25 protein-coding genes and 1 pseudogene are annotated in these 26,273 nt (G+C 71.8%); 18 read left to right on the top strand and 8 right to left on the bottom strand.

Annotated elements, in window-relative coordinates:
- Positions 1-52 precede the first annotated feature (52 nt).
- Entirely contained in the window at positions 53-1,015 is a 963-nt protein-coding gene (locus ACFV20_RS05880; protein ID WP_234845906.1) for an electron transfer flavoprotein subunit alpha/FixB family protein, read from the top strand.
- A gap of 58 nt (positions 1,016-1,073) precedes the next feature.
- On the opposite strand, the gene ACFV20_RS05875 is transcribed toward ACFV20_RS05880, so the two are convergent.
- Positions 1,074-1,979 (bottom strand): endonuclease/exonuclease/phosphatase family protein, encoded by a 906-nt coding sequence (locus tag ACFV20_RS05875; protein ID WP_385652814.1) that lies wholly within the window; start codon positions 1,977-1,979, stop codon positions 1,074-1,076.
- 194 nt (positions 1,980-2,173) lie between these two features.
- Here ACFV20_RS05875 and ACFV20_RS05870 point away from each other — a divergent pair, with 194 nt between their 5' ends.
- Both ACFV20_RS05870 and ACFV20_RS05865 read left to right on the top strand, forming a co-directional pair.
- Positions 2,174-3,475, top strand: a complete 1,302-nt coding sequence (locus tag ACFV20_RS05870; RefSeq protein WP_385652811.1) for a DUF6986 family protein — start codon at positions 2,174-2,176, stop codon at positions 3,473-3,475.
- 154 nt (positions 3,476-3,629) lie between these two features.
- Entirely contained in the window at positions 3,630-5,597 is a 1,968-nt protein-coding gene (locus ACFV20_RS05865) for a protein kinase (RefSeq protein ID WP_385652808.1), read from the top strand.
- Here the strand turns inward: ACFV20_RS05865 and ACFV20_RS05860 are convergent.
- Together ACFV20_RS05860 and ACFV20_RS05855 are read right to left on the bottom strand one after the other, a co-directional pair.
- Positions 5,543-6,358, bottom strand: coding sequence for a hypothetical protein (locus ACFV20_RS05860; protein WP_385652805.1), 816 nt, complete (start codon positions 6,356-6,358; stop codon positions 5,543-5,545). The genes ACFV20_RS05865 and ACFV20_RS05860 overlap by 55 nt on opposite strands.
- Positions 6,359-6,365: 7 nt before the next feature.
- The gene (locus tag ACFV20_RS05855; protein WP_385652803.1) at positions 6,366-7,430 is read right to left on the bottom strand and encodes a LacI family DNA-binding transcriptional regulator; all 1,065 of its coding nucleotides are present in this window, start codon (positions 7,428-7,430) and stop codon (positions 6,366-6,368) included.
- A gap of 194 nt (positions 7,431-7,624) precedes the next feature.
- Here ACFV20_RS05855 and ACFV20_RS05850 point away from each other — a divergent pair, with 194 nt between their 5' ends.
- The 9 genes from ACFV20_RS05850 to ACFV20_RS05810 all read left to right on the top strand — a co-directional run bounded on the left by ACFV20_RS05850 (position 7,625) and on the right by ACFV20_RS05810 (position 15,301).
- Positions 7,625-8,578 (top strand): ROK family protein, encoded by a 954-nt coding sequence (locus ACFV20_RS05850; protein WP_385652801.1) that lies wholly within the window; start codon positions 7,625-7,627, stop codon positions 8,576-8,578.
- A 303-nt stretch (positions 8,579-8,881) separates the two neighbouring features.
- Positions 8,882-9,325: a helix-turn-helix transcriptional regulator gene (locus ACFV20_RS05845; RefSeq protein ID WP_385652798.1), complete on the top strand. Its 444-nt coding sequence runs from the start codon at positions 8,882-8,884 to the stop codon at positions 9,323-9,325.
- A 10-nt stretch (positions 9,326-9,335) separates the two neighbouring features.
- Positions 9,336-9,752, top strand: coding sequence for a VOC family protein (locus tag ACFV20_RS05840; RefSeq protein ID WP_385652796.1), 417 nt, complete (start codon positions 9,336-9,338; stop codon positions 9,750-9,752).
- 99 nt (positions 9,753-9,851) lie between these two features.
- Positions 9,852-12,254, top strand: coding sequence for an ATP-binding cassette domain-containing protein (locus ACFV20_RS05835; protein ID WP_385652794.1), 2,403 nt, complete (start codon positions 9,852-9,854; stop codon positions 12,252-12,254).
- Between the two features lie 140 nt (positions 12,255-12,394).
- Positions 12,395-12,667, top strand: a complete 273-nt coding sequence (locus ACFV20_RS05830; protein ID WP_385652791.1) for a hypothetical protein — start codon at positions 12,395-12,397, stop codon at positions 12,665-12,667.
- 50 nt (positions 12,668-12,717) lie between these two features.
- Positions 12,718-12,954, top strand: coding sequence for a hypothetical protein (locus ACFV20_RS05825; RefSeq protein WP_385652789.1), 237 nt, complete (start codon positions 12,718-12,720; stop codon positions 12,952-12,954).
- 156 nt (positions 12,955-13,110) lie between these two features.
- A complete protein-coding gene (locus ACFV20_RS05820) occupies positions 13,111-13,311 on the top strand; it encodes a hypothetical protein (RefSeq protein WP_385652787.1) in 201 nt (66 codons plus the stop codon).
- A gap of 145 nt (positions 13,312-13,456) precedes the next feature.
- The gene (locus ACFV20_RS05815; protein WP_385652784.1) at positions 13,457-14,500 is read left to right on the top strand and encodes an NUDIX domain-containing protein; all 1,044 of its coding nucleotides are present in this window, start codon (positions 13,457-13,459) and stop codon (positions 14,498-14,500) included.
- Between the two features lie 141 nt (positions 14,501-14,641).
- Positions 14,642-15,301, top strand: coding sequence for an MSMEG_1061 family FMN-dependent PPOX-type flavoprotein (locus ACFV20_RS05810; protein WP_385652782.1), 660 nt, complete (start codon positions 14,642-14,644; stop codon positions 15,299-15,301).
- A 159-nt stretch (positions 15,302-15,460) separates the two neighbouring features.
- On the opposite strand, the pseudogene ACFV20_RS05805 reads toward ACFV20_RS05810, so the two are convergent.
- Positions 15,461-15,568, bottom strand: a pseudogene (locus ACFV20_RS05805) (threonine aldolase); the annotation flags it as partial.
- A 237-nt stretch (positions 15,569-15,805) separates the two neighbouring features.
- Between ACFV20_RS05805 and uvrA the strand changes: the two are divergent.
- Both uvrA and ACFV20_RS05795 read left to right on the top strand, forming a co-directional pair.
- Positions 15,806-18,274, top strand: a complete 2,469-nt coding sequence (uvrA, locus tag ACFV20_RS05800) for an excinuclease ABC subunit UvrA (RefSeq protein ID WP_385652781.1) — start codon at positions 15,806-15,808, stop codon at positions 18,272-18,274.
- Positions 18,275-18,450: 176 nt separating this feature from the next.
- Positions 18,451-19,113, top strand: coding sequence for an SDR family oxidoreductase (locus ACFV20_RS05795; RefSeq protein WP_385652780.1), 663 nt, complete (start codon positions 18,451-18,453; stop codon positions 19,111-19,113).
- A gap of 119 nt (positions 19,114-19,232) precedes the next feature.
- On the opposite strand, the gene ACFV20_RS05790 is transcribed toward ACFV20_RS05795, so the two are convergent.
- Positions 19,233-20,657, bottom strand: a complete 1,425-nt coding sequence (locus tag ACFV20_RS05790; RefSeq protein WP_385652778.1) for an NAD-dependent succinate-semialdehyde dehydrogenase — start codon at positions 20,655-20,657, stop codon at positions 19,233-19,235.
- A gap of 176 nt (positions 20,658-20,833) precedes the next feature.
- Here ACFV20_RS05790 and ACFV20_RS05785 point away from each other — a divergent pair, with 176 nt between their 5' ends.
- The 3 genes from ACFV20_RS05785 (at position 20,834) to ACFV20_RS05775 (ending at position 22,942) form a co-directional block, all read left to right on the top strand.
- Positions 20,834-21,214, top strand: a complete 381-nt coding sequence (locus ACFV20_RS05785; RefSeq protein WP_385652777.1) for a DUF2267 domain-containing protein — start codon at positions 20,834-20,836, stop codon at positions 21,212-21,214.
- 260 nt (positions 21,215-21,474) lie between these two features.
- The gene (locus ACFV20_RS05780) at positions 21,475-22,320 is read left to right on the top strand and encodes an aldo/keto reductase (RefSeq protein WP_385652775.1); all 846 of its coding nucleotides are present in this window, start codon (positions 21,475-21,477) and stop codon (positions 22,318-22,320) included.
- 13 nt (positions 22,321-22,333) lie between these two features.
- Positions 22,334-22,942, top strand: coding sequence for an NADPH-dependent FMN reductase (locus ACFV20_RS05775; RefSeq protein ID WP_385652773.1), 609 nt, complete (start codon positions 22,334-22,336; stop codon positions 22,940-22,942).
- A gap of 74 nt (positions 22,943-23,016) precedes the next feature.
- On the opposite strand, the gene ACFV20_RS05770 is transcribed toward ACFV20_RS05775, so the two are convergent.
- The 3 genes from ACFV20_RS05770 to ACFV20_RS05760 all read right to left on the bottom strand — a co-directional run bounded on the left by ACFV20_RS05770 (position 23,017) and on the right by ACFV20_RS05760 (position 25,209).
- Entirely contained in the window at positions 23,017-24,069 is a 1,053-nt protein-coding gene (locus ACFV20_RS05770) for an LLM class oxidoreductase (RefSeq protein WP_385652771.1), read from the bottom strand.
- Positions 24,070-24,131: 62 nt separating this feature from the next.
- Positions 24,132-24,722, bottom strand: coding sequence for a DsbA family protein (locus tag ACFV20_RS05765; protein ID WP_385652770.1), 591 nt, complete (start codon positions 24,720-24,722; stop codon positions 24,132-24,134).
- A 109-nt stretch (positions 24,723-24,831) separates the two neighbouring features.
- Positions 24,832-25,209, bottom strand: a complete 378-nt coding sequence (locus ACFV20_RS05760) for a DUF2267 domain-containing protein (protein WP_385652768.1) — start codon at positions 25,207-25,209, stop codon at positions 24,832-24,834.
- Positions 25,210-25,688: 479 nt separating this feature from the next.
- Between ACFV20_RS05760 and ACFV20_RS05755 the strand changes: the two genes are divergently transcribed.
- A complete protein-coding gene (locus ACFV20_RS05755; RefSeq protein ID WP_385652767.1) occupies positions 25,689-26,255 on the top strand; it encodes a type 1 glutamine amidotransferase domain-containing protein in 567 nt (188 codons plus the stop codon).
- The last annotated feature ends 18 nt before the right edge of the window (positions 26,256-26,273 follow it).

Here is a 26,273-nt window from a genome sequence, read left to right as displayed (position 1 = left end):
GCCCCTTCGCTGACCGCCCCTCATCTTTCGCAAGCAGGAGAGAAGAAGTCCCATGGCTGAAGTTCTCGTCTACGTCGACCACGTGGACGGTGCCGTCCGCAAGCCCACCCTGGAGCTGCTGACCCTGGCCCGCCGCATCGGCGAGCCCGTCGCCGTCGCGCTGGGCAACGGCGCCGCCGACACCGCCGCCACCCTCGCCGAGCACGGCGCGGTCAAGGTCCTCACCCACGACGCCGCCGAGTACGCCGACTACCTGGTCGTACCGAAGGTCGACGCCCTCCAGGCCGCCCACGAGGCCGTGTCCCCGGCCGCCGTGCTGGTCCCGTCCTCCGCCGAGGGCAAGGAGATCGCCGCCCGCCTGGCGCTGCGCATCGGCTCCGGCATCATCACCGACGCCGTCGACCTGGAGGCCGGCGACGAGGGCCCGGTGGCCACGCAGTCCGTGTTCGCCGCGTCCTTCACCACCAAGTCCCGTGTCTCCAAGGGCACCCCGGTCATCACGGTCAAGCCCAACAGCGCCGCCGTCGAGGCCGCCCCGGCCGCCGGTGCGGTCGAGGCCCTGAACGTCTCCTTCTCCGCGCAGGCCACCGGCACCAAGGTCACCGGCCGTACGCCGCGTGAGTCGACGGGCCGTCCGGAGCTGACCGAGGCCGCGATCGTCGTCTCCGGTGGCCGTGGTGTCAACGGCGCGGAGAACTTCGCGATCATCGAGGCGCTCGCCGACTCCCTCGGTGCCGCCGTCGGCGCCTCGCGTGCCGCGGTCGACGCCGGCTGGTACCCGCACACCAACCAGGTCGGCCAGACCGGCAAGTCGGTCTCGCCGCAGCTGTACATCGCCAACGGCATCTCGGGCGCCATCCAGCACCGCGCCGGTATGCAGACCTCGAAGACGATCGTGGCGGTCAACAAGGACGCCGAGGCCCCGATCTTCGACCTCGTCGACTACGGCGTCGTCGGCGACCTCTTCGACGTCGTCCCCGCGCTGACCGAGGAGATCAAGGCCCGCAAGGGCTGATCGCCTCCCCGGCCGCGAAGGGCCCCCGTGACCGTACGCACGGTCACGGGGGCCCTTCTCATCCCAGGGTCATCGAGGCCTGCACCGGCAGATGGTCGCTCGGAAACGTCCCGTCCCTGCTGAAGGTGTTCATCCCCGCCCAGTGCGTGGTCACCCCGGGGGTGGTGAGGATCCAGTCGATGCGCCGCCCGTCGGGCCGGGGCGTCCGGTAGCCGTGGTGCGTCCCGTACGCCGGACCCCGCGAGGCCGCCGCGTCCCAGGCGTCCACCAGCCCGATGTCGAGCATGAGGTCGTACACCCGGTTGTCGTGGGCGGCCGCGTTGAAGTCACCGGTGACGATGACCGGCAAGGACCGGTCCCACCCGGCGATCGTCTCGCCGATGAGTCCCGCCGAGCGTTCCCGGGCGTACTGGCTGACGCTGTCCAGGTGGGTGTTGAGGACGTAGAACTCGCGTCTTCCGTGGGCGAGATCGGCGAAACGGACCCAGGTGACCATGCGGAGCCAGTCCGCGCCCCAGGTGTTCGAGGCGATCGTGTACGGGGTGCCGGACAGCCAGAAGTGATCGAACTCGAGGGGCTCGAGTCTGCGCGTGTCGTAGAAGACCGCCATGAACTCGTCCTTGCTGCCGCCCCCGCGTCCGGTGCCGATCCAGTCGTAGTGCTCGCCGAGATCCTTCTCGATCGCGCGCACCTGCCGGTAGAGCCCTTCCTGGGTGCCGATGACGTGCGGCCGCTCGCGGCGCAGCAGTTCCCGCATGACCGGTCGGCGCACTTCCCAGCGCGGTGTGCTGTCGACGATTGTTCCGAAGCGGACGTTGAACGTCATGACGTCCAGGGCGCCCGGGTGCGCGCGGGCGGAAGCGGGGTGGGTGGGGCCCGCCGTCGTGAGCAGCGGTCCCGCGATGGCGGCGGCGGCCGCCGCCTTGAGCCCGTGACGTCGCGTCACTCCGACCTCGTGCGGCACGTGATCTCCCTCTCCTTGCACGTCAGGATGAAGCTTGCCTTGTGAATACGGAAGATGAGGGCGGGTCGACGGTGACCGGGGGTGAAGGATGGGGAACCCCACTCCACGACGGTGTTGACCAGGCCGAAGGTCGGCCGATAACTTCGCTCTACGGATTGTTGATTCCGTACAGCGGAAACCAGGAGGATCTCGGAATGGGTCAGGGCCAGCAGGAGAAGGTGGCGACGAGCCTCGCGGGCGCCGTCAGCGAGGAGATCAGCGCCTCCCTCGCGCCGGTCGACGCCGAGCTGGAGCGCCGCTACCCCGGCGACCCCGGCACCCGCCAGCCCGTCCACACCGTCTACGTACCCGGCGACGTCTTCACCGCCGGCACCGTCCGCTCCTGGGGCGACCGCGCCCTCGCGGCCCTCGACGAGCACGCCCCGGACGCCGCGTCCTTCGCCGCCGTCCTCGGCCTCTCCGAGGAACTCGCCGAGCCGGTCCACGCCCGCGTGCGCGCCAAGCTGGAGCGCGAGCCGGTCGAGGACCTGCGCGTCGACTTCGAGGACGGCTACGGCAACCGCCCCGACGCCGAGGAGGACGAGGCCGCCGCCCGCGCCGCCCGCATCATCGCCGAGGCCTATGGAGACGGCACCGCCGCCCCCTGCATGGGCATCCGCATGAAGTGCATGGAAGCGCCCGTGCGCGCCCGGGGCATCCGCACTCTCGACATCTTCCTCACCGGCCTGATGGAGGCCGGCGGCCTGCCCGACGGCCTGGTCCTCACCCTGCCGAAGGTGACCTACGCCGAGCAGGTCACCGCCATGGCGCGGTTGCTGGACGCCTTCGAGAAGACACACGGGCTCGCACCCGGCCGGGTCGGCTTCGAGATCCAGATCGAGACCAGCCAGTCCATCCTCGCCGCCGACGGCACCGCCACCGTCGCCCGCATGATCCAGGCCGCCGAGGGCCGGGCCACCGGGCTGCACTACGGCACCTTCGACTACAGCGCCTGCCTCGGCGTCTCCGCCGCCCACCAGGCAAGCGACCACCCCGCGGCCGACCACGCCAAGGCCGTCATGCAGGTCGCGGCGGCCGGCACGGGCGTACGTGTCTCGGACGGCTCGACGAACGTCCTCCCGGTCGGCCCGACCGCGAAGGTCCACGACGCCTGGCGCCTGCACTACGGCCTCACCCGCCGGGCCCTGGCCCGCGCCTACTACCAGGGCTGGGACATGCACCCCGGCCACCTCCCCACCCGCTACGCGGCCGTCTTCGCCTTCTACCGCGAGGGCTACGAGCAGGCCGCCGCCCGCCTGTCCCGCTACGCCAACCGCACCGGCGGCGACGTCATGGACGAGCCCGCCACCGCCAAGGCCCTCAGCGGCTACCTGCTGCGCGGCCTGGACTGCGGCGCCCTGGACAACGGCGAGGTCGCCCGCCTGGCCGGCCTGACTCGGGCGGACCTGGAGACCTTCGCGGCGCCCCGCCGGGGGGATCTGACGGCCTCCGCCTGACGGTTCACGCACGCCGGCACCACGGGCGCGTACCGGCCCTGTCACAGCCGTCGCCGACGGCCGGCCCCGCCACCTCCGCCCCGTAGTCTGTACGCCACGCAACTACGGTGCCGGTCGTCGGGGCGTCCGACGGGACCACAGGAACGGGGCAGCGGTGTCGACGGGGGAGCACGGACGGGCGGACGGGGACGGACGGCTGCTGGCGGGCCGCTATCGCGTCACGGCGGCGCTGGGGCGCGGCGGCATGGGTGTCGTCTGGAAGGCCGTGGACGAGGTCCTCGGCCGTGAGGTCGCGGTCAAGGAACTGCGCACCTACACCGACACGGCCGGACCCGAACTGGACGCACTGCGGCTGCGGATGCAGCGCGAGGCGCGCGCGGCGGCCCGGGTGCGTCACCCCGGCGTCATCGCCGTCCACGACATCGCCCAGGTCGACGGGCGCCCGCTGATCGTCATGGAACTGGTCGACGGACCGTCCCTCGACGACGTCCTGCGCCGGCGCGGCACGCTGGACCCGGCCGAGGCGGCCGGGATCGGCGCCGAGGTCATGGACGCGCTGGCGGCCGCCCATCGCGCGGGCGTCCTGCACCGGGACGTCAAACCGGGCAACATCCTCCTCGACCGCTCGGGCCGGGTCGTGCTCACGGATTTCGGCATCGCCACGATGGACGATCCCGGCGACGGCTCCGCCACCCACCTGACGCGCAGCGGCGAACTCGTCGGATCCCTCGACTATCTGGCACCCGAGCGCGCCCAGGGCGCCGACCCGGGCCCCGCCTCCGACATCTGGGCCCTGGGCGCCACGCTGTACGCGGCCGTCGAGGGCTCGTCGCCCTTCCGCCGCACGTCCACGTTCTCCACGCTCACCGCGATCGTCTCCGAGCCGCTGCCGGAGCCCCTGCGCGCGGGTCCTCTCACGCCCGTCCTCCAGCGGTTGATGGACAAGCGCCCCGAGTCCCGCCCGGAAGCCGACCAGGCCCGCGCGCTGCTCCAGGCGGTCGCGGACACCGGGGGCACCGACACGCCGACATCCACCCTGCGGGGCCCCGCGGCCACGCCCCCACGCGCGCGGACGGAACGCAGTCTCCCGTCGGTGCCGCCGGGGTTCGGGCCTGCGCAACAGGGCGCGGCAGGACCGCGGACGGGCCCGGGCGCGCCGAGCCCGGGCACGGGCCCTCAGGGCGGCTCAGGCGCGCAGAACCCGGGCACCGCCACCCAGGGCGACCCTGGCGCGCAGGACTCATGCGCCGGTCCTCGGAGCGGCCTTGGCGCGCCGAGCCCGGGCGCGGCCTCCCAGTACGGCCCTGGCGCGCAGAACCCGGGCACCGGGCCTCAGAGCGGCTCAGGCGCGCAGAACCCGGGCACCGGGCCCCAGGGCTTCGGGCCGCTCGACCCGGGCAACACCGCCCCCGGCGCGTCCGCCCCGACCACCCCGATGGACCCCGACCGCACCGTCTCCCGCCGTAATCCGCGCGTCCTGGTGGCCGCCGCGGCCGTCGCCGTCGTGCTGGTCGCCGCCGGGACCACGGTCGCTCTTCTCGGCGACCCCGGCGGCAAGGACACCGGCCCGCGGGCCGACGCGGGCCGTGGGGTGGCCGGTTCCTCCGAGCCCTCCGGTCCGGACGACGGCTCGAACGCCCCGAGGTCCACACAGCAGGGCGACGACAAGGGCACGGCTCCGTCCCGGAAGCAGACCGACCAGAAGGACCCCGAGTCCACCGGCCGCGCGACCACCCCGGCCCCCGAGAAGTCGACCGGCGGTGGAGGAACCCCGGACGACGCCACCCCCGGCGGTTCGGGCGGCGGCTCCGTGCCGGGCGGCGCCTCGACCACCCCGGCCCCGGTGTGCCACGCGATCGACGGCGGCAAGTACAGCTGCCACGTCTGGAAGACCGCCGACTCCCACACCGCCTCCGGCGCCAAGGCCGGCATCCTCAACGCGGGCACCAACTACTTCTACTGCCAGCGGAACCTGGGCCGCCGCGAGACCTCCGGGCAGTGGACCAACGTCTGGTGGGCGAAGACCGACGACGACAGCGGCAACACGGACGTCTGGGTCAGCGACGTCTACATCAAGGGCGGTGACAACGACGCGCCGGTGCCCGGGCTCCCGCTCTGCTGACCCCGCGCCGAAGCGGCCACGTACCGTTCCAGCCCGGAGGCCGTCACCAGCTTCTCCTCGATGAACAGCCGCGTGCCCCGCTCGCACAGCCGCCGGTCGCCCCGGGCCCGCGCGCAGAACTCCTCGGGCACCACCCCGAACAGCTCCCGCAAGCGGGGCAGCCCGACCAGGAGCTCGGTCAGCAGCTCCCGCTCACCCGGGTGCACGCGCGGCCTGCCCGTGCCGTCGAGGAGGACGCCGTGCCGGTTGACGTAGGCGTACGCCCCGGGCAGCCGGGTGCCGTCCGCGAGGTCGACCCTGACGTCGGGCGAGGGCAGCCAGGCCCGGTCGAAGTTGCCGCCCGGCACCGGAACGCCCTCGCTCGCGTCGATCACCGCGAGCTGCTCCGCGTCGAGCCACAGCACGAACAGCTCCCGCACGGCCCCGGGGGCGCCGACCGGCGAGGCGGACACGTACCCCATGCGGCTCACGTGCGCGGAGACGCCGGCCTCGATTCCCGTCAGCCGCGCCTTCACCATGGGCAGCGGCGTCCGGATGCCGAACTCCGTCATCTTGTGCCGCAACTGCCCCGGGCAGCCGTTGGAGCCGATGGCGAGGACCGGAGTGCGATCCTCGTACACCAGCCGCTCCAGCGGCAGGAAGCGGTCCCCGTCGAGGAGCCCGGAATCCGCGGGCCACGCTCCCGGATACAGCAGAGGGTGCTCGCGCGGGGCCTCGGCCAGGCCCAGGGCCCGCAGCGTGCGATCGGTGCCGTCGTCCATCGGCCGCTCAGTCCGCCGGGGGGATCTCGCCCGAGCCGCGGGTGATCAGCCGGGTCGGCAGCTCGATGCGCTCGGGCGTGACCAGGGTGCCGTCCAACTGTCTGAAGAGACGTTCCGCCGCGGTGCGTCCGATGTCCGCCGCGTCCTGGGCGACGACGGTGACGCCCGGCTGGAGCAGGTCGGCGAGCTCGATGTCGTCGAAGCCGACGAGGGCGACCCGGCGGGCCTGCTCGGCCAGCACCCGGACCACGGTGACGGTCACCCGGTTGTTGCCCGTGAAGACCGCCGTGACCGGGTCGGTGCCGCTCAGCATCTCCTCGGCCGCCCTGCGCACCCGCTCGGGGTCGGTGACGCCGAGGGACATCCAGGAGTCCGCCACCGGTATGCCCGCGTCCTCCATCGCCGCCCGGTAGCCGCGCAGCCGCTCGGCGGCGGTGTGGATGCGCGGCATGTCGCCGATGAAGCCGATCCGGCGATGCCCGTGCGCGATGAGGTGGGCGACGCCGTCACGGGCACCGCCGAAGTTGTCCGACAGCACCACGTCGGCGTCGATGTGCCCGGCCGGCCGGTCCACGAACACCGTGGCCACCCCCGCCTTGAGCTCCGGCTCCAGATACCGGTGGTCGTCCCCGGCCGGGATCACCACCAGCCCGTCCACCCGCCGCGCGCACAGGGCCAGCACCAGCTCCTGTTCGCGCTCGGGGTCCTCCGCGCTGGAGCCGTTGATCAGCAGGGCGCCGTGCGCGCGGGCCACCTCCTCGACCGACCGGCTCAGCGGGCCGTAGAACGGGTCGGCGAGGTCCTCCAGGACCAGGCCGATGCTCGCCGTGCGGCCCTTGCGCAGTACGCGCGCGCTGTCGTTGCGGCGGAAGCCGAGCGCGTCGATCGCCTCCTGGACCCGCCGCTCCGTCTCGGGGGTGACCCCCGGCTCCCCGTTCACCACCCGGGAGACCGTCTTCAGGCCGACTCCGGCGCGTGCGGCCACGTCCTTCATGGTCGGCCGGGTGCCGTAGCGCGCTGCGGATCGGAGGGGGGTCTGGGGCACGGTGCGGTGTCCTGTCCTGTCGTCCACGGGGGTGCGTCGATCCTGGGCTTGTATGAGGATGTGGCGTCGAGCATAGAGCCTGGACAACGTTGTCAGGCTCGGGGGAGACTGTCCACCGCACTCTCCGGCCCGCGCACCGCCGCGCATCCGGCCTGCCGCGTGCCCTGCTTGATGGCCTTTATCGGCGTTTTTCTCATGTCCGACGGGGAGATCCGACTCTGATGCACACCGACCTCGTGGCCGCGCTCGACATCGGCGGCACCAAGATCGCCGGCGCTCTGGTGGACGGCCGCGGCCGGATTCAGGTCCGCGCCCAGCGGCCGACGCCCGCCCAGGAGGACGGCGACACCGTGATGGGGGCCGTGGAGGAGGTGCTGGGCGAGCTCACGGCGTCGCCGCAGTGGGGGCGTGCCTCGGCCGTGGGGATCGGAAGCGCCGGGCCCGTGGACGCCTCGGCGGGCACGGTGAGCCCGGTGAACGTGCCCGGCTGGCGGGACTATCCGCTCGTGGCCCGGGTCCGGGCCGCCGCCGGTAACCTGCCCGTCGAGCTGATCGGCGACGGGGTGGCGATCACGGCGGCCGAACACTGGCAGGGCGCGGCCCGGGGGCACGACAACGCGCTGTGCATGGTCGTCTCCACCGGCGTCGGGGGCGGTCTGGTGCTCGGCGGGCGCCTGCACCCCGGGCCCACCGGCAACGCCGGGCACATCGGCCACATCAGCGTGGACCTCGACGGCGATCTGTGCCCGTGCGGCGCGCACGGCTGCGTGGAGCGCATCGCGAGCGGCCCCAACATCGCCCGCCGTGCCCTGGAGAACGGCTGGCGGCCCGGCCCGGACGGGGACACGTCCGCCGCGGCGGTGGCCGCCGCCGCCCGCTCGGGCGACCCGGTCGCCGTCGCCTCCTTCGAGCGTGCCGCCCAGGCCCTGGCCGCAGGGATCGCCGCCACCGCGACCCTCGTGGAGATCGACATCGCAGTCATCGGCGGGGGAGTGGGCAAGGCGGGTAGCGTGTTGTTCGACCCGCTGCGCAAGGCCCTGCGTTCCTACGCGACGCTGTCCTTCGTCCGGCACCTGACCGTGGCGCCGGCGCAGATGGGCACCGACGCGGGGCTGGTGGGCGCCGCGGCGGCGGCCCTGGCGAAGCGGCCGGACGCGGCGGCGGCCGGGGTGTGAGGCCGAGGCCCCGCCGATCCGGCAGGAACGTTCAGCCTGCGGCGGCGTGATGAGGGAACCGCCGGAACCACCGGAACCGCCGGAACCGCGGGAAGTGCCGGAACCGCCGGAGCCGCGGGAAGTGCCGGAACCGAGGGGCCGACGGAAGCGCCGGAACCGCGGGAAGCGCCGGAACCGCCGGAACCAACGGGACGGCCACTCCGGGGTGATGCGGACCGGTCCGGCCCGGAGCGATACGGACCGGTCCGGTCCGTATAGCCGGATATCGGCCGCACGCGCGTGCGATGTGGCACGATCGCGCTTGTGAGCAGCAGACCCGCCTCGGCGCAGCATCTGCGCGACCTCGCCCGCCTGCGCCGCGTCAAGGACCGCATCGACCGGGAGTACGCCAAGCCCCTGGACGTCGAGGCGCTCGCCCGGGGCGTCCACATGTCGGCCGGGCACCTCAGCCGCGCGTTCCGGCAGGCGTACGGGGAGTCGCCGTACAGCTATCTCATGACGCGGCGCATCGAGCGCGCGATGGCGCTGCTGCGCCGGGGGGACCTCAGCGTCACCGAGGTGTGCTTCGAGGTCGGCTGCGCCTCGCTGGGCACCTTCAGCACGCGTTTCACCGAACTGGTGGGCATGCCGCCCAGTGCCTACCGGCGCGAGGCGGCGCGCGCGACGGCGGGGATCCCGTCGTGCGTGGCCAAGCAGGTGACCAGACCGGTCAGGAATCGAGAAGCGCCGACCGCTGGCCGAAACTAGCGTGAGGGCCATGGACCTTCGTATTCACGCCAGTTTCCTCCCGCACGACGACCCGGACGCCGCCCTGGCGTTCTACCGCGACACCCTCGGCTTCGAAGTCAGAAACGACGTCGGGTACGAGGGCATGCGCTGGATCACGGTCGGCCCCGTCGGCCAGCCCGGCACGAACATCGTGCTGCACCCGCCGGCCGCCGACCCCGGCGTCACCGACGACGAGCGCCGCACCATCGCCGAGATGATGGCCAAGGGCACCTACGCCAGCATCGTCCTGGCCACCACCGACGTCGACGCCACCTTCGAGCGGGTGCAGGCGGGCGACGCCGAGGTGGTCCAGGAGCCGGTCGACCAGCCCTACGGCGTCCGTGACTGCGCCTTCCGCGATCCCGCGGGCAACATGGTCCGCATCCAGCAGCTGAAGGCGCCGTAACCGTCCCGGCACCGCACGGCCCGCGCCGCCCTCTCGGGAGCGGCGCGGGGTAATGAGATCGCCCGAGCGCGGCAGCGCCGCCCGACAGATGGAGACACCATGAGCAAGGCCACGACGACGGACGGACAGTCGCCCGGGCCGCACGCTGCCGACAGCCATGACGTGATCCGTGTGCACGGCGCACGCGAGAACAACCTCAAGGACGTCAGCATCGAGATCCCCAAGCGCCGGCTCACGGTGTTCACCGGTGTCTCGGGTTCGGGCAAGAGCTCGCTGGTGTTCGACACCATCGCCGCGGAGTCGCAGCGGCTGATCAACGAGACCTACAGCGCCTTCCTGCAGGGCTTCATGCCGAACCTGGCCCGGCCCGAGGTCGACGTCCTCGACGGGCTGACCACCGCGATCGCCGTCGACCAGCAGCGCATGGGCTCCGACCCCCGTTCCACCGTCGGCACCGCCACCGACGCCAACGCGATGCTGCGGATCCTGTTCAGCCGCCTGGGCACACCGCACATCGGCCCGCCCGGGGCGTTCTCCTTCAACACCGCCTCGGTCTCGGCGAGCGGTGGCTTCACGGTGGACCGGGGGGCCGACAAGACCAAGACCGAGAAGGTCTCCTTCAGCCGCACCGGCGGCATGTGCACGCACTGCGAGGGCCGGGGCACGGTCTCCGACATCGACCTCACCCAGCTCTACGACGACTCCAAGTCGCTCTCCGAGGACCCCTTCACCATCCCCACCTACACCGGGGGCGGCTGGGTGGTGCGGGTCATCGCCGAATCGGGCTTCTTCGACAAGGACAAGCCGATCCGCGATTACACCAAGAAGGAGCGGCACGACTTCCTGTACCGCGAGCCGACCAAGGTGAAGATCAACGGGGTCAACCTCACCTACGAGGGGCTGATCCCGAAACTGCAGAAGAGCTTCCTGTCCAAGGACCGCGAGTCGATGCAGCCGCACATCCGGGCCTTCGTGGACCGGGCGGTCACCTTCAGCCGGTGCCCCGAGTGCGACGGCACCCGGCTCAGCGAGCTGGCGCGCTCCTCGAAGATCGGCGAGGTGAACATCGCGGACGCCTGCGCGATGGAGATCCGCGACCTGGCGGAATGGGTGCGGGGGCTCGACGAGCCGTCGGTGGCGCCGTTGCTGGGCAAGCTCCAGCACACCCTGGACTCGTTCGTGGAGATCGGCCTCGGCTATCTCTCCCTCGACCGGGCGTCGGGCACGCTCTCCGGCGGCGAGGCCCAGCGCACCAAGATGATCCGCCACCTCGGTTCCTCGCTCACGGACGTCACCTACGTCTTCGACGAACCGTCCATCGGCCTGCACCCCCATGACATCCAGCGGATGAACAACCTGCTGCTGCGCCTGCGCGACAAGGGAAACACCGTGCTGGTCGTCGAGCACAAGCCGGAGACGATCGCTATCGCCGACCACGTCGTGGACCTCGGCCCCGGAGCCGGCACGGCGGGCGGCACCGTCTGCTTCGAGGGCAGTCTGGAGGGACTGCGGGGGAGTGGCACCGTCACCGGCCGGCACCTCGACGACCGGGCCAAGGTCAAGGCGACCGTGCGCAAGCCCACCGGGGCGCTGGAGATCCGGGGCGCCTCGGCGAACAACCTGCAGGACGTCGACGTCGACATCCCGCTCGGCGTGCTCACCGTCGTCACCGGTGTCGCGGGCTCCGGCAAGAGCTCTCTGCTGCACGGCGCGCTGCCCCGGCAGGCGGGGGGAGAGGGCGTGGTGGCGATCGACCAGGCCCCGATCCGCGGCTCCCGGCGCAGCAACCCGGCGACCTACACCGGGCTGGCCGACCCGATCCGCAAGGCCTTCGCCAAGGCCAACGGCGTGAAGCCGGCCCTGTTCAGCGCCAACTCCGAGGGCGCCTGCCCCACCTGCAACGGCGCCGGTGTCATCTACACCGACCTCGCGATCATGCAGAGCGTCGCCACGCCCTGCGAGGAGTGCGACGGCAAGCGGTTCGACGCGTCGGTGCTGGAGTACCGGCTCGGCGGCAGGGACATCAGCGAGGTGCTGGCGATGCCCGTGGCCGAGGCCGAGGAGTTCTTCGGCAGCGGCGAGGCCCGTACGCCGGCGGCCCACAAGATCCTTCAACGGCTCGCGGACGTCGGGCTCGGCTACCTCACCCTCGGCCAGCCGCTCACCACGCTGTCCGGCGGCGAGCGGCAGCGGCTCAAGCTGGCCACGCACATGGGCGAGAAGGGCGGCGTGTACGTCCTCGACGAGCCGACCACCGGGCTCCACCTCGCGGACGTGGAGCAACTGCTCGGCCTGCTCGACCGGCTCGTCGACTCCGGCAAGTCGGTCATCGTGATCGAGCACCACCAGGCGGTCATGGCGCACGCCGACTGGATCATCGACCTCGGCCCCGGCGCGGGTCACGACGGCGGCCGGATCGTCTTCGAGGGCACCCCGGCCGACCTCGTCGAGGCCCGCTCCACGCTCACCGGGGAGCACCTGGCGGCCTACGTCGGCGCCTGACGGGAGTCCGTCACCGTGAGGCGGGCACGCCGGTGCCCGCCTCACCATCACCGTGTCGGACATCAAAGACAAATGCGACGAATATTGACATTCGGTGGGGGCACTCCGTCTCCTGCACCCCCCACCGAACGGAGCCGCTGATGATCATCAAGAAGATGCATGAGATGGGCGTCCGCAGCGAGCACGCCTATATGGCCGGCATGGCCTCCATCGGCCTCAGCGTCGTCGCCTGGATGGGCTCGCGGAAGATGGAACCGGGCACCGGTGTCGCCCGCGCCGACCGCTGGGGCATCTTCGTCGGCGAATGGGCGCCCACCTTCTTCGGCCTCGGTCTCGCCCTGTCCCACTACGAGCAGCAGGACGGCACCCTCACGGCCGACGTGCACGAGTTCCGTCCGCGGAAAGCGGGCTGAACGGCCCAGCCCGGCGCGCGGCCGGCACCGTCCCGGCGGACCCTGGTCCCATGGCGTCGGAGAAGCCCGTCGTGGTCTACCCGCCCGCCGCTGACGGCGGCCGGCGGGTCCGTGTGGACGGCCAGTTCCTCGGCATCGCCTACGGGCCGCTCGACATCGCCGAGTTCCTGCGGCGCGCCGGGATCGAGGACGCGGACGAGGCGTACGTGGCGGCCACGCGGCTCATCGAGTGGCGCGGCGGCGGCCCCGAAGCGTGGGGGACCGACCAGGACGGCGACTTCGCCTAGCCGACTGGTTCCTCGTGGCCGACGTGATCGTGTTCGTTCTTCGTCCTGACACGGCCGTGCTCGGTCCTCGTGCCGACGCGGCCAGGCAGAAGTCCCGCTTCCCCCGGTCGTACGCGGCTGCGTGACCCCGGAGCGGGTCGGGCCGTTGAGTCGGGCATGAAGAAGCGCAGCATGCTCGCCATCGCCTCCCTCGCCACCGGCTTCGTCGTCGCGGCGGTCACCCCGTCCCACGCTCTCGGGGAGAGCCTCGGCACCCTGAGCGTGGACGACACCCTCAAGACCCTCGACGAGACCGTGGCCAAGGACAGCCTGTCCCTGGACCGGGAGGACGGCGCCCAGGCCAAGAAGAAGGGCTGACGAGCCGCACGGCCCCGCGGCCACGGCGCCGGTGCTCCCGGGAGAGGGGGCGCCGGCGCCGTACTCATGCGCCCTCAACTGCGGCTGGTTTCCGTGGCAGGGTGGAGCGGGCAAGCCTCAGGGGGCCAACAGAAGAGGGGGACCTGTGACCGTCGTCTGGATCAACGGCGCGTTCGGTGCGGGGAAGACCACCACCGCACGGGAGCTGATCGAACTGATCCCGAACAGCACGCTCTTCGACCCGGAGGTCATCGGCGGCGCGCTAGCCCACCTGCTGCCGCCCAAACACCTCGCCGAGGTCGGCGACTTCCAGGACCTGCCGATCTGGCGGCGGCTCGTGATCGACACCGCGGCCGCGTTGCTCGCCGAGGTCGGCGGGACCCTCGTCGTCCCCATGACCCTGTTGCGCCAGGAGTACCGCGACGAGATCTTCGGCGGCCTCGCCGCCCGCAGGATTCCGGTCACCCACATCCTGCTCGCCCCGGCCGAAACGATACTGCGGGAGCGGATAGCGGGTCGTGAGGTGCCCCGGGACCTGCCCGACGGCGACGCGCGAATACGCCAGTGGTCCTTCGACCACATCGAGCCGTACCGCACCGCCCTCGCCTCCTGGCTCACCGCCGACGCCCACCCGGTCGACACCAGCGACCTCACGCCGTACGAGACGGCCGTGCGGATCGCCGAGGCCGTCACCGGCGGGTCCGCGCCCGTCTGCGACATCGTGCAGACGCCCGAGCCCACCGCCGAGACCGTCGCCGCCGGGGTGCTCCTCTTCGACGAGCAGGACCGCGTGCTGCTCGTCGATCCCACGTACAAAGCCGGCTGGGAGTTCCCCGGCGGCGTCGTCGAACCCGGAGAGGCACCCGCGCGAGCCGGGGTGCGGGAGGTCGCCGAGGAGACCGGCATCCGCCTCGAACGCCTGCCCAGCCTGCTCGTCGTCGACTGGGAGCGCCCCGCGCCGCCCGCGTTCGGCGGACTGCGCCTCCTCTTCGACGGCGGACTGCTGCACTCCGCCGAGGCCGGCCGGCTGCTGCTGCCCGGCCCGGAGTTGCGTGCCTGGCGGTTCGTCACCGAGGCGGAGGCCGCCGACCTGCTGCCCCCCGTGCGCTACGAGCGGCTGCGCTGGGCGCTGCGCGCCCGCGAGCGCGGGGCGGCGCTCTACCTGGAAGCCGGGGAGCCGGTCGGCTGAACAGCAGCTCGACGCCGTGGTGCAGACGTTGAGCCGGACCAGGTGGGCGAACAGGCCCGGACCGGGAAGGGCGCCGTCGGCGTGGTCCTCGACCGCACTCCGGGCGAAGCCCCAACGGCCGGTGCCCTTAGGGTCGGTGGCATGACGACATCCCTTGCCGGCAGTGCATTCGACTCGCTCCGCCTCGACGCCGTGTCCGACCCGGACGCGCTGCGCCGGGTCTACGAACTGCCCAAGGACGCGGCCCTGCGCAAGCAGATGAGTGAACTCACCGAGCAGACGCGGCGGTTGATCGCGTGCTCGTCGCTGGTCCTGGTCGCCAGCACGGACGCCGACGGCAACTGCGACGTCTCCCCGCGCGGCGGCCCAGCGGGGTTCGTCGCCGTCCTGGACGCACGGACGGTGGCGATACCCGACGCGACCGGCAACAAGCGTCTGGACACCCTGCAGAACGTCATCGCCACCGGCCGGGCCGGACTGCTGTTCATCATCCCCGGGCGCACCACGACGCTCAGGGTGAACGGCCGGGCCTGTGTGTCGACCCGCCCGGAGCTGCTGTCGCAGCTGACCGCCGTGGGCAAGCCGCCGGCCAGCGCACTGGTGCTGGGGATCGAGGAGGTGTACCCGCACTGCCCCAAGTCGCTGCTGCGCAGCGGGGCCTGGAAGCCGGACGAGTGGCTGCCGGCAGACGCCCAGCCGACCTCGGCGGAGGTGACGCTGGCCCAGCTGCGGATACCGGAGCTGACCCTCGCCGACATCGAACAGGCGGAGGCGGACTCACTGAGGTACCGGTACGAGTGACTCCGACATCGAACAGGCGGAGGCGGACTCACTGAGGTACCGGTACGAGTGACCGGCCGGCCCCCGCACGCCGAGCGCCCAGCCGGTCGCCGGTGACCCCGGCCCCTGGGCGCTCGCCGACCTCCAGGGCTTGTACCGCCGGCTACTTCGTCTTCCGGTGCGCGCGAAGGCAGGCTCTTTCCGGAGCGCACGCAGCCAGAGGTCGCCGCCCAGCAACGCCTCGAACTGCACCGACATGAACCGCATCTTTTTCCGGAGGGAGGGGCTTGTCGGCGCCTGATCGACTTCCCTGAGCGGGCAGCGCGGGGACCAGCTCCTCCGTTCCCCTGCGGGGTATGACACACGGCGCGTCAGCACACCCTCGGGCCTCCCCCAGGGCGGCGGGCTGGTGACCGGGAGCCGAAGGCGTCACGCGTATGGCGGTACGCCGTGTCGCAGTCGATGTGGGTGGTCCTGGATCCCGCCTGTCGCGCGGTTCCCGGCGCGATCAGGTAATCAGGAACGGTGAACAAGGATGCGAACGACCCCTTCGTGCATGTCCGGGGCGCCAGTGAGAACAACCTGCGGAACATCGATGTCGACGTTCCGCGGGACGCGATGGTCGCCTTCACCGGCGTCTCCGGTTCGGGCAAGTCCTCGCTCGCGTTCGGCACGCTCTACGCGGAGGCCCAGCGCCGCTACTTCGAGTCCGTGGCACCGTACGCCCGAAGGCTGTTGCAGCAGGTCGGCGCACCGCACGTGCACGAAATCACCGGTCTGCCACCGGCCGTGGCCCTGCAACAGCGACGCGGGTCGCCCAGTTCGCGCTCGACGGTCGGCACCATCACCACGCTGTCCAATCTGCTGCGCATGCTGTACTCCCGCGCCGGCACCTACCCGCCCGGGGCCGAACGGCTGGAAGCCGAGTCGTTCTCACCCAACACCGCGGCCGGCGCCTGCCCGGAGTGCCACGGGCTGGGCGTCGTGCACGACGTCGCCGAGGACCTGCTCGTCCCGGACCCCTCGCTGAGCATCCGCGAGGGGGCGATCGCCGCCTGGCCGGGCGCCTGGCAGGGCGCCAACCTGCGCAGTGTCGTGAACGGCCTGGGCATCGACATCGACCGGCCGTGGCGCAGGCTCAGGAAGAAGGACCGGGACTGGCTGCTGTACACGGACGAGCAGCCCTCCGTGTACATCGAGCCGGAGGAGGACCGTATCGACTACGGCTACCAGGGCAAGTTCTGGAGCGCCCGCAAGCACGTCATGCACGTCCTCGCCGACTCCAAGAGCGAGAGGATGCGCGAACGGGCGCTCCGGTTCGTCAGGAGTGTGCCCTGCCCCGAGTGTCACGGCAGCGGACTGCGGCCCGAGGCGCTCGCCGTGACCTTCGCCGGACGTTCCATCGCCGAGATCAACGCGATGCCGCTCACCGAGGTCGTGGCGCTGCTGCGGCCCGTCGCACAGCGGTCGGAGGCCGACGCCACCACCTCGACCGCCCGTTCCGGGGAGACCACCGAGGTCGCGGTCCGGATCTGCGGCGATCTGGTCGCGCGGATCGACGTACTGCTCGACCTGGGTCTCGGATATCTCAGCCTCGGGCGCCGCTCGACGACCCTGTCGCCCGGCGAGGCACAGCGCCTGCGGATCGCCACCCAGCTGCGCTCGGGGCTGTTCGGCGTCGTCTACGTCCTCGACGAACCCTCCGCGGGCCTGCACCCCGCTGACGCGGAACCGCTGCTGGACGTGCTGGACCGCCTCAAGGCGGCGGGCAACTCGCTGTTCGTCGTGGAGCACGACATGGACGTCGTACGGCGGGCGGACTGGGTGGTCGACATCGGCCCCGGCGCGGGCGAGGGCGGCGGACGCGTGCTGTACAGCGGCCCGGTCGCCGGTCTTGAACGGGTCGGGAAGTCCGCCACGAGCCAGTACCTGTTCGGGCGCGCCCAGCCGCTCGATCACCGCCGGCGTACACCGCACGGCTGGCTGCACCTGCGCGGCGTCTCCCGCCACAATCTGCGCGACGTGTCCGTCGACGTACCGCTCTGCGTCATGACGGCGGTGACGGGGGTGTCCGGTTCCGGAAAGTCGACGCTGGTGACGCAGGTGCTCGCCGAAGTCGTCCGCGGCCACCTCGGACTCGCGCCCGAGGAACCCGACGAGGCGCAGCTGGAGGTCGACGTCCAGGACGCGTCGGGGGTCGAGTCGTTCGACCGGCTGGTCCTGGTCGACCAGCGGCCCATCGGCCGAACTCCCCGGTCCAACCTGGCCACGTACACCGGGTTGTTCGACGCGGTGCGCAAGCTGTACGCGGCGACGGAGGAAGCCAGGACACGCGGCTACTCGGCCGGGCGGTTCTCCTTCAACGTCCCCGAAGGGCGGTGCGAGACCTGCCAGGGCGAAGGATTCGTCGCCGTCGAACTGCTGTTCCTGCCCGGCACCTACGCGCCGTGCCCGACCTGCCACGGCGCCCGGTACAACGCCGAAACGCTGGAAGTCACCTACCGCGGCAAGAACATCGCCGACGTACTGGCGCTGTCGGTCGACGCTGCCGCCGACTTCCTGTCCGCCGTCCCGGCCGCCTCCCGCAGTCTGGAGACGTTGCGCGAGGTGGGACTGGGGTACCTGCGGCTGGGCCAGCCCGCGACGGAACTCAGCGGTGGTGAGGCGCAACGCATCAAACTGGCCACCGAACTGCAGCGAGCCCGCCGCGGCCACGCGCTCTACCTGCTCGACGAGCCGACGGCGGGACTGCACCCCTCGGACATCGCGCTGCTGCTGCGGCAGTTGCACCGGCTCGTCGATGCCGGCAACACCGTCGTCCTCGTCGAACACGATCTGGACACCATCGCCACCGCCGACTGGATCATCGACCTCGGTCCGGGCGGGGGCGACGCGGGCGGGCGGGTGGTCGCATCGGGCCCGCCGGCCAAGGTGGCGAAGGCCCGCCGCAGCGCCACCGCACCCTATCTCGCGGCCCGGCTCGCGCGCCCCTGACGACAGGATCGCGGTCGCCGGTCCGCAGGCACCTGCGGCGCGACCCGGTGACCGGGTGGTCCCGCGCACCAGCGCGGTGCGCGAAAACGCCGACGTTACGGCAACCGCGGGACCCGACCCGCCGCGTCCGCTGCGCAGCCCGGCGTTGAGTGGTCGCGTGGGGCAAGAATGCCCCCATGCACTTGGTGATCGCGGGTGGACACGGAAAGATCGCGCGTCGGCTGACCCGGCTGCTCTCGGCGCGCGGCGACAACGTCACAGGGCTGATCCGCAACCCGGACCACGCCGACGACCTGCGCGCGGACGGCGCGGAACCGGTGGTGTGCGATCTGGAGCACGCCTCGGTGGAGGAGGTGGCCGGCCACCTCGGGGGAGCCGACGCGGCATTGTTCGCCGCGGGCGCCGGACCGGGCAGCGGCGCGGAACGCAAGCAGACGGTGGACCGGAACGCGGCCATCCTGCTCGCCGACGCGGCTGAGCGCGCCGGGATCCGCCGCTTCCTGGTGATCTCCTCGATGGGTGTGGACAGCCCCCCACCGCCCGGCACCGACCCCGTGTTCGCCGCCTACCTGAAGGCCAAGGGCGAGGCGGACGCCGACATCGCCTCCCGCCCGGGACTGGACTGGACGATTCTGCGCCCGGGGATGCTGACCGACGATCCCGGCAGCGGGCGCGTCACGCTCGCCGAACACACCGACCGCGGCCGGGTGCCGCGCGATGACGTGGCTGCGGTTCTGGCCGCCCTGCTCCACGAGCCCAGGACCGCCGGGCGCATCCTCGAGCTGATCAGCGGGTCCACCCCGGTGGAGGAGGCGGTGCGCGCCGTGGCCGGCGGCTGACGCCGCCCTCGCCCGGGTGCGGGTGATGACTCACACCCGGGCGGTGCGACGGGCGCAGCGCAGTCGAGGCCGCGAGTCGCGCATGATGGGGCCGCCCGCCGCAGGGTGATCGAACACGGTCAGCCCAGCACTTCTGCGATCGGGGCGTCGGCGTCCACGTAGCGCACGAGCTTGCGGTTCGCGAATTCCACGATGCCCACGTCGCCGAGTTCGCGCCCGTAGCCGGAGCGCTTGATCCCGCCGAAGGGCAGCTCCGGCCGGGACGCGGTCGGGTGGTTGATCCACACCATGCCCGCCTCCAGCCGGTCCGCCACTCCGCGAGCACGTGCCGGGTCGGCGGCGAAGACCGCGCCACCCAGGCCGTAGGGGGAGGTGTTGGCCAGTGCCACGGCCTCGTCCTCGTCGGCGACCCGGTAGGCGACGGCGACGGGGCCGAAGAGCTCTTCCCGGTAGGCCCGCATCTCCGGTGTGACGTCGGTGAGAAGGGTCGGCTCGACGAAGGCGCCCGGCAGGTCGGGCCGGCCGCCGCCCAGCACCACCGTGGCCCCCTTGTCCACCGCGTCACGAACCTGCTCCATCAGGAGGTCGGCCGCGGCCTCGGAGGACAGCGGGCCGAGCGTGGTGGCGGGGTCGGCCGGATCTCCCGGTCGCACCTCGCTCATCCGGTCACGCAGCCCGGCGACGAAGGCGTCGTAGACGTCGGCGAGGACGATGAAACGCTTGGCCGCCACGCAGCACTGCCCGGTGTTGCCCATGCGGCCGAGGAACGCGGCGTACACGGTGCGCTCGAGGTTGTGATCGTCCAGTACGACGAAGGGATCACTGCCACCCAGCTCGAGGACGGACTTCTTGACGTTGCGGCCGGCGATCTCACCCAAGCTCACGCCCGCCCGCTCGCTTCCGGTCAGTGACGCTCCTTGCACGCGCGGGTCATCGATGATCTTCCCGACGTCTTTCCCCCGCACGAAGAGATTCGTGTAGACCCCGGTCGGCACACCCGCGTCCGTGAACAGCTGCTCGAGTGCCAGTGCGGACTGGGGGCAGCTGCTCGCGTGTTTGAGCAGGATCGTGTTGCCGAGGACGAGGTTCGGACCCGCGAACCGGACGACCTGGTACAGCGGGAAGTTCCACGGCATCACACCGAGAAGGACGCCGAGCGGCTCGTTCACCAGCACGGCCGTGCCCTCGGGCACCGGCAGGGGCCGTTCCTCCAGCAACTCGGGGCCGTGCTCGCCGTAGTAGGTGAGGATGTCGGACGCCAGGTCGACCTCCGCACGGCTCGAGTCGATGAGCTTTCCGACCTCAAGGGTCAGGAGGTGCGCCAGTTCCTCCTTGCGCTCCCTCATGAGCCGGCCGGCGCGTTGCACGACGGCCCCCCGGTCGGCCGTCGACCGGGCACGCCAGTCCGGAAAGCCGGCGTGTGCCGCGTCGATCGCGCGCCCTACGTCGTCCGCGCTCAGCGCCGGGAACTCACGCACCCGTTCACCGGTGTACGGGTTGACCGTGGCGATGGGGCTTCCCTGGGCAGTGACATGGGCGTCCATGACGCCTCCCTGCAGTCGGGGCCCTTCGGGTTTCCCCGCCCGGGCCCGCTCACACGTGCTGATTCGCAGCATGCCGCGGCATGCTGCGGCGTGGGCAGGCGCGGGCCGGGTCGGCGTGACAGGCTTGCAGGGATCCGCGCCGTTCGTCGCAACACAGCAGCGAAGGAGGACGACGCATGGATGAGCAGGAATTCGTCCGCACCGTCGCCGAGCGCACCGGACTGAGCCGGCAGGAGGCGGGGGACCTGACCCGGGCCACACTCGAGACGCTGGCCCACAGGCTGAGCCCGGGGGAGGCCAGGGACTTGATCATCGAGCTCCCGGAGGGCCTCGCTGAGGCGGTGCGCCGGGGAACCACGGACCGCATCGAGCGCTTCGGCCACCGCGACAGCGTCCGGCGCGTGGCCGAACGCACCATGCTCAAGGAGGAGGAAGCCGACCGGGGTGTGCGGACCGTACTGGCCGTGCTCCGCGAGGCGATCAGCGAGAAGGAGTTCAACGACCTGCTGTCGCAGCTCGGATCGGACTTCTCCCAGGCCATCGAATCCGCCGGGTGACCGGGGCCTCCAGCAGGGCGCCCGTGGTACGGCGCGGCGGCCCTGACGCTGCGGTGTGCCGCGGCACGTGAGCATTCCTCCGGCGGGCCCGGGCCTGTCGCGGTGGCGAACGACCCTGGTCCGCCGCCGGAGACCGCTCGGGCTCTCGCCCCGCTCGCCCCTCCCTCCGGCGTGTGCGACACGGCTGTCTGGGAGGCGCGGGCCTGGGCACCCGGTGCGGGTGCGCGTGACTCTAATCCGCGGCGGACGGGAGGCCCGAGATGTCTGCGGAATCGGCCAGAACGATTGCGCTCCCCGCCGGTGAGGAGATCCCGGCGCTCGGGCAGGGCACCTGGTACCTGGGCGAGGACCCGGCCCGGCGTGAACAGGAGATCGCCGCGCTGCGGCTGGGCGTGGACCTGGGCATGACCGTCGTCGACACGGCGGAGATGTACGGCGACGGCGCAGCCGAGGAGCTCGTCGGGGAGGCCCTCCGAGGGCGGCGGGACGAGGTCTTCCTCGTCAGCAAGGTGCTGCCCGGCCACGCCGACCGGAAGGGCACCGTCGCCGCCTGCGAGAACAGCCTGCGGCGGCTGCGTACGGAACGGCTGGACCTGTACCTGCTGCACTGGCGGGGACGGTGGCCACTCGAGGAGACCCTTGCGGGATTCACCGACCTGATGGAGACGGGGAAGATCCGTCACTGGGGCGTGAGCAATCTGGACGTCGCCGACATGGCCGAGCTGGCCACCCTCCCCGGTGGCGACGCCGCGGCCGTCGACCAGGTGCTGTACAACCTCTCGCGGCGCGGCATCGAGTGGGACCTGCTCCCCTGGTGCCGCGAGGCCGGGGTCACGGTCATGGCCTACTCCCCGATCGAGCAGGGGCGGATCCTGGAGGCCGAGGCACTGGGCGCCGTGGCCCGGGCCCTCGGAGCAACACCGGCCCAGGTGGCACTCGCCTGGGTGCTGGAACAGGGGGTGGCCGCGATCCCGCGTTCCGGATCACCCGACCACGTCCGGGAGAACCACGGCGCGGTGGACCTCCGCCTTCCCACCGAGGCGCTCGACGCCCTCGACGAGGCGTTCCCGCCACCCGGCGGGCCCACGCCCCTGGAGATGCTCTGACGGAGGTGACAGGATGACGCGCCCGCTCGTCGTCGGAATGGGAGGATCGCTGCGCACCCCGTCGACCAGCCTCACCGCACTGTGTGTGGCCGTCGAGGGGGCGGCCGACGCGGGTGCCGACACCCAGGTGCTCGACCTCAAGCGGCTGGGTCTCCCGCTCTACACATCCGAGCGCGAGGCCCCTGACTCCGCCCGTCGGCTCGCGGACACCGTGCGGGCCGCCGACGCCCTGCTGTGGAGCAGCCCGACCTACCACGGGTCGGTCAGCGGTGCGTTCAAGAACGCGGTGGACTGGCTCGCCCTCCTGGCCGGCCATGACCCGCCCTACCTCAGCAACAAACCCGTCGGGATGCTGACGACCGCCGGTGGAGTGCAGGGCCTGCAGGCGATCAACGCGATGGAGTTCATCGTGCGGTCGCTGCGCGGCTGGGCCGTGCCACTGGTGTTCGCGGTCCCACGGTCCTCCCGGGTCTTCGACGGCGACGGACTCCTCACCGACCAGGCGGTCGCGGACCAATTGCGCGGCCTCGGCGCCGAGGTGACCAGAGCGGCCCTGCAATTCCGGGCGGAGGGCACCTGCGACTACGCGCAGGAGCGGCCGGCCGGGGCCGTGCGGGACTGAGCTCGCCCCGTCGCACAGGGCGTGCCGGGCTTGAACCCGCCCCATCACACAGGGCGTGCCGGGCTCGTGCTCTCTCAGGGCCCGGTCCGCTCCACGGGCCGGTGCTCCTCGCGCATCCCGGAGCGTCCGGGCGGGAAGTGCGGCAGCACGTGTTCGGCCAGTTCGTCGATCACTTCGGCGACCGGCCGGCGGCTGTGCTTGAAATTGATCATCAGCTGGTCGATGCCGATGCCCTGCCAGGCGCGCATCATCGCCAGGAGCGACACCCGGCCCACCGAGAAGCCCTGGTGGATACGCCGGGGCAGGGCCAGTGGATCCTCGGCCAGATCCAGATACGTGGCCTGCGCGAACGGCTTGAACCCACCGTCAGCGCCCCGGCTCAGCTCCCGCCACCGCTCGATGGTCTCGGCCTGCTGCTCGAGCGGCGGGGTGTAGTACAGCCAGCCGTCCGTGTTGTCGGCGATCCACCGGACGTCCTGCCTGCCGCGCCCCGTCATCAGTACCGGGATCCGCCGGTACACCGGTTTGGGCAGCAGATCGGTGCCGCCCATCCGGCCGAGCGGGGACTCCACGTGCGGGAAACGGTGCTCGAGGACGACACGGAAGTACTCCAGCGACTGCCGGAACCTCTCGGCCCGGCCGCCCAGATCCTGACCGAAGGCCGGGAACTCCACGGGCCGGTCACCGGTGGCCACCCCGAGCAGGAGCCGTCCGCCTGACAACTGGTCCACCGAGGCGGCCGCCTTGGCGGTGTGCAAGGGATGCCGTAGCGGCATGACGATGCTGGCGGTCCCCAGTGTGATCGAGGTGGTGCGGGCACTGAGCAGCCCCAGGTACACCCACGGGTCGAAGACCTGCCCGGTGTCTCCGAAGCTCGGGTCCAGCAGCGGCACGTCACGGACCCATACCGAGGCGAATCCGGCCCGCTCGGCCTGCTGGATCCGCTCGACGTGCCCGGCCAGGGACGGCACGGGCCCGTCGAAGCCCTCCAGGGGCGTGATGGCGCCGACGGTCATCCTGCCGCCGGGGTACGCCCTGGCCATGGCCGCGTGCTCGGGGAACGGCCGCTGTGCCTCGCCCTGGACGTCCACGGGGGCATCGGCTGAGGGAACGGTCGGTTGGGTCATGCGATCCTCCGGCGAATCGGGCGTGTCAGGTTCCGCGTCCGTGCGCTGGCTGACCGGGCGTCTCATCCGTCGACCGTGGCACGGGCGGCACGAACCGCGGTGAGGATGGTCCGGGGGTTGGCCGGCACCGGGACGCCCTGGACCGCCACGGTCGGCGTTCCCCCCACCCCCCGCTGGACGGCTGTCGCCGTCACGTAGGAGCTCCAGTCCAGGTACACGCCCTGCCTGACGCACGCGGCGAACGAGCTGTCCGCCAGTCCCACCGCGCGGCCGAGCTGGACCAGTTCATCGTCCGACAGGCCCGGCCCGCCCTCGGGGGGCTGGTTGGCGAACAGCGCGTACAGGTACTCCCTGAAGTGCCCGCCGTCGGACGCGCAGCCTGAGGCCGCCGACGCGCGGGAGGAGTACCGGGTGGTGGACAGACCGTCGAGAAATCCCATGGGGTGATGGACGAGACTGATCACCTCGTCCGCCACCAACTCGTCGAGGAGCGGCCCGCTCTTCCCCTCGAACTGCTTGCAGAACGGGCAGAGGAAGTCGATGAAGGCGTCCACCAGTACCGGCCCGGTTCCGACGACGATCCCGTCCCCGCTCGGCGAGGCACCGGCCGGAACGCGGGAAGGCGAGCTGATGCGCGGCGTCTGAGTACTCATACCGATCTCTCTGTCGGTCGGTCGATGGAATGGGCGTCATCCACACGCGGCAGGAACGGCAAGCCCCTGCCCCTCGACGATGGCGCCGACCTCGGCGGTCGTGGCACCTCTAGCCCGGGGCGCCGACGAGAGCCTCGAAGTCCCGGGGGAGCTGGGACATCACGTGGCGGAACTCGCCGTCACTGACCGCGTCCTTCAGAGTGCTCAGCTCGGCCCGTACGCCCTCGCGGGCCTCGTCCGGGCTCACCCCTGCTCGCCGGCTCACCCGATCGATGAACTCGTCGAGTCCGAAGGACTCGGCCTCCGGAGTGGGAGAGACCAGGGGTTCCTTCAGCGGCTTGGGCAGTTCGGAGGCGAGGTCCTCCGCCTCACCCCTGGTGAGCCGCTCGGCCAGGGTTTCCAGGGTGGCTCGGGTGAGAGGCTCGGCCTTTTCCGGGGGGACAGAGGCGCGCCGGGTGATGGTGTCGATGAAAGTGTTGTAGTCCACGAGTGGTCCCTCTTCTGAAGCCTTGCGGCTGTCACAGGCGGAGTGGCATCGGACCTCTCCATGCTCCGGACGCGAGACGCGCTCTGCCTGCTCCCTGCGGGAGGAAAAGCAGTGGGCTCGGTACACCTGCGAGCACAAGCGGTTCAGCCATGCCTCCGGTCCGAGGCCCGGCGCATTCATGCTGCTCTGCCAGGGCAGGAGGAACGGATCCTTTTCGGCCTCGGGTGCGGAGGCGCTCAGCGGAGGGCTCTGCGAATCTCGACCGGGTAACAGCCGACGGCGGCGCGGACGCGAGCGGACGACGCCGTCCGGTTCCTATGCGAGAAGCGAGCCGGCGAGAGGCATGTCCGTGATGGGTGTGCCGGAGTCCGAGTGGTTCGCGCCGCCCGTCGCGACGACGGCTGGATCAAGCGCGGACCCTTCTGGATGTCCTCGCCGCTCGCCTCGTCCTACCGGCGACTCATGAAGGGAGCTGTACCGTGACACAGGAACTCCGAGGAATGCGGGTGGGAATCCTGGCCACCGACGGCGTCGAACGCGTGGAACTCGACCAGCCGCGCGGTGCGTTGCAGGGTGCGGGGGCGAAGACCGAAATCCTCTCGCTCCATCACGGCGAGATCCAGGCCCGCCAGTTCGACCTCAACCCGGCGGGAACCTTCCCCGTGGACCGCCTGGTCGCCGACGCCTCCGTCGACGACTACCACGCCCTGCTCCTGCCCGGCGGCACCATGAACCCTGACCAGTTGCGCATGGACCGCGACGCGGTGCGGTTCGTCAGGGACTTCATGGCCAGCGGGAAACCGGTCGCATCGATCTGCCACGGCCCGTGGACCCTGGCGGAGGCCGACGCCGTGCGCGGCCGCCGTCTGACGTCCTGGCCCAGCATCCGCACCGACCTGCGCAACGCCGGCGCCGAGGTCATCGCCGACCAGGAGGTGGTCGTCGACGGGCAGCTGATCACCAGCCGAGGCCCGGCCGACCTGCCCGCCTTCTGCGCCGCCGTCGTGGAGCAGTTCGCCCGGGCACACCACCCCATGCCCGGCTGAACCCACCGGCCTGGCTGC

The sequence above is a fragment of the Streptomyces sp. NPDC059696 genome, from assembly GCF_042733745.1.
In the GTDB taxonomy this organism is placed as follows: Bacteria; Actinomycetota; Actinomycetes; order Streptomycetales; family Streptomycetaceae; genus Streptomyces.
This window is presented reverse-complemented; position numbering and strand designations above follow the sequence as displayed.

Bases quoted from the DNA above. Each gene is read 5' to 3' on its own strand.
- ACFV20_RS05780 (WP_385652775.1), top strand. From the start codon at position 21,475: ATGTCTGCGGAATCGGCCAGAACGATTGCGCTCCCCGCCGGTGAGGAG.
- ACFV20_RS05825 (WP_385652789.1), top strand. From the start codon at position 12,718: ATGGCGTCGGAGAAGCCCGTCGTGGTCTACCCGCCCGCCGCTGACGGC.
- ACFV20_RS05850 (WP_385652801.1), top strand. From the start codon at position 7,625: ATGCACACCGACCTCGTGGCCGCGCTCGACATCGGCGGCACCAAGATC.
- ACFV20_RS05870 (WP_385652811.1), top strand. From the start codon at position 2,174: ATGGGTCAGGGCCAGCAGGAGAAGGTGGCGACGAGCCTCGCGGGCGCC.
- ACFV20_RS05830 (WP_385652791.1), top strand. From the start codon at position 12,395: ATGATCATCAAGAAGATGCATGAGATGGGCGTCCGCAGCGAGCACGCC.
- ACFV20_RS05795 (WP_385652780.1), top strand. From the start codon at position 18,451: ATGCACTTGGTGATCGCGGGTGGACACGGAAAGATCGCGCGTCGGCTG.
- ACFV20_RS05770 (WP_385652771.1), bottom strand. From the start codon at position 24,069: ATGACCCAACCGACCGTTCCCTCAGCCGATGCCCCCGTGGACGTCCAG.
- ACFV20_RS05775 (WP_385652773.1), top strand. From the start codon at position 22,334: ATGACGCGCCCGCTCGTCGTCGGAATGGGAGGATCGCTGCGCACCCCG.
- ACFV20_RS05880 (WP_234845906.1), top strand. From the start codon at position 53: ATGGCTGAAGTTCTCGTCTACGTCGACCACGTGGACGGTGCCGTCCGC.
- ACFV20_RS05765 (WP_385652770.1), bottom strand. From the start codon at position 24,722: ATGAGTACTCAGACGCCGCGCATCAGCTCGCCTTCCCGCGTTCCGGCC.
- ACFV20_RS05820 (WP_385652787.1), top strand. From the start codon at position 13,111: ATGAAGAAGCGCAGCATGCTCGCCATCGCCTCCCTCGCCACCGGCTTC.
- ACFV20_RS05835 (WP_385652794.1), top strand. From the start codon at position 9,852: ATGAGCAAGGCCACGACGACGGACGGACAGTCGCCCGGGCCGCACGCT.
- ACFV20_RS05810 (WP_385652782.1), top strand. From the start codon at position 14,642: ATGACGACATCCCTTGCCGGCAGTGCATTCGACTCGCTCCGCCTCGAC.
- ACFV20_RS05840 (WP_385652796.1), top strand. From the start codon at position 9,336: ATGGACCTTCGTATTCACGCCAGTTTCCTCCCGCACGACGACCCGGAC.
- ACFV20_RS05860 (WP_385652805.1), bottom strand. From the start codon at position 6,358: ATGGACGACGGCACCGATCGCACGCTGCGGGCCCTGGGCCTGGCCGAG.
- ACFV20_RS05785 (WP_385652777.1), top strand. From the start codon at position 20,834: ATGGATGAGCAGGAATTCGTCCGCACCGTCGCCGAGCGCACCGGACTG.
- ACFV20_RS05790 (WP_385652778.1), bottom strand. From the start codon at position 20,657: ATGGACGCCCATGTCACTGCCCAGGGAAGCCCCATCGCCACGGTCAAC.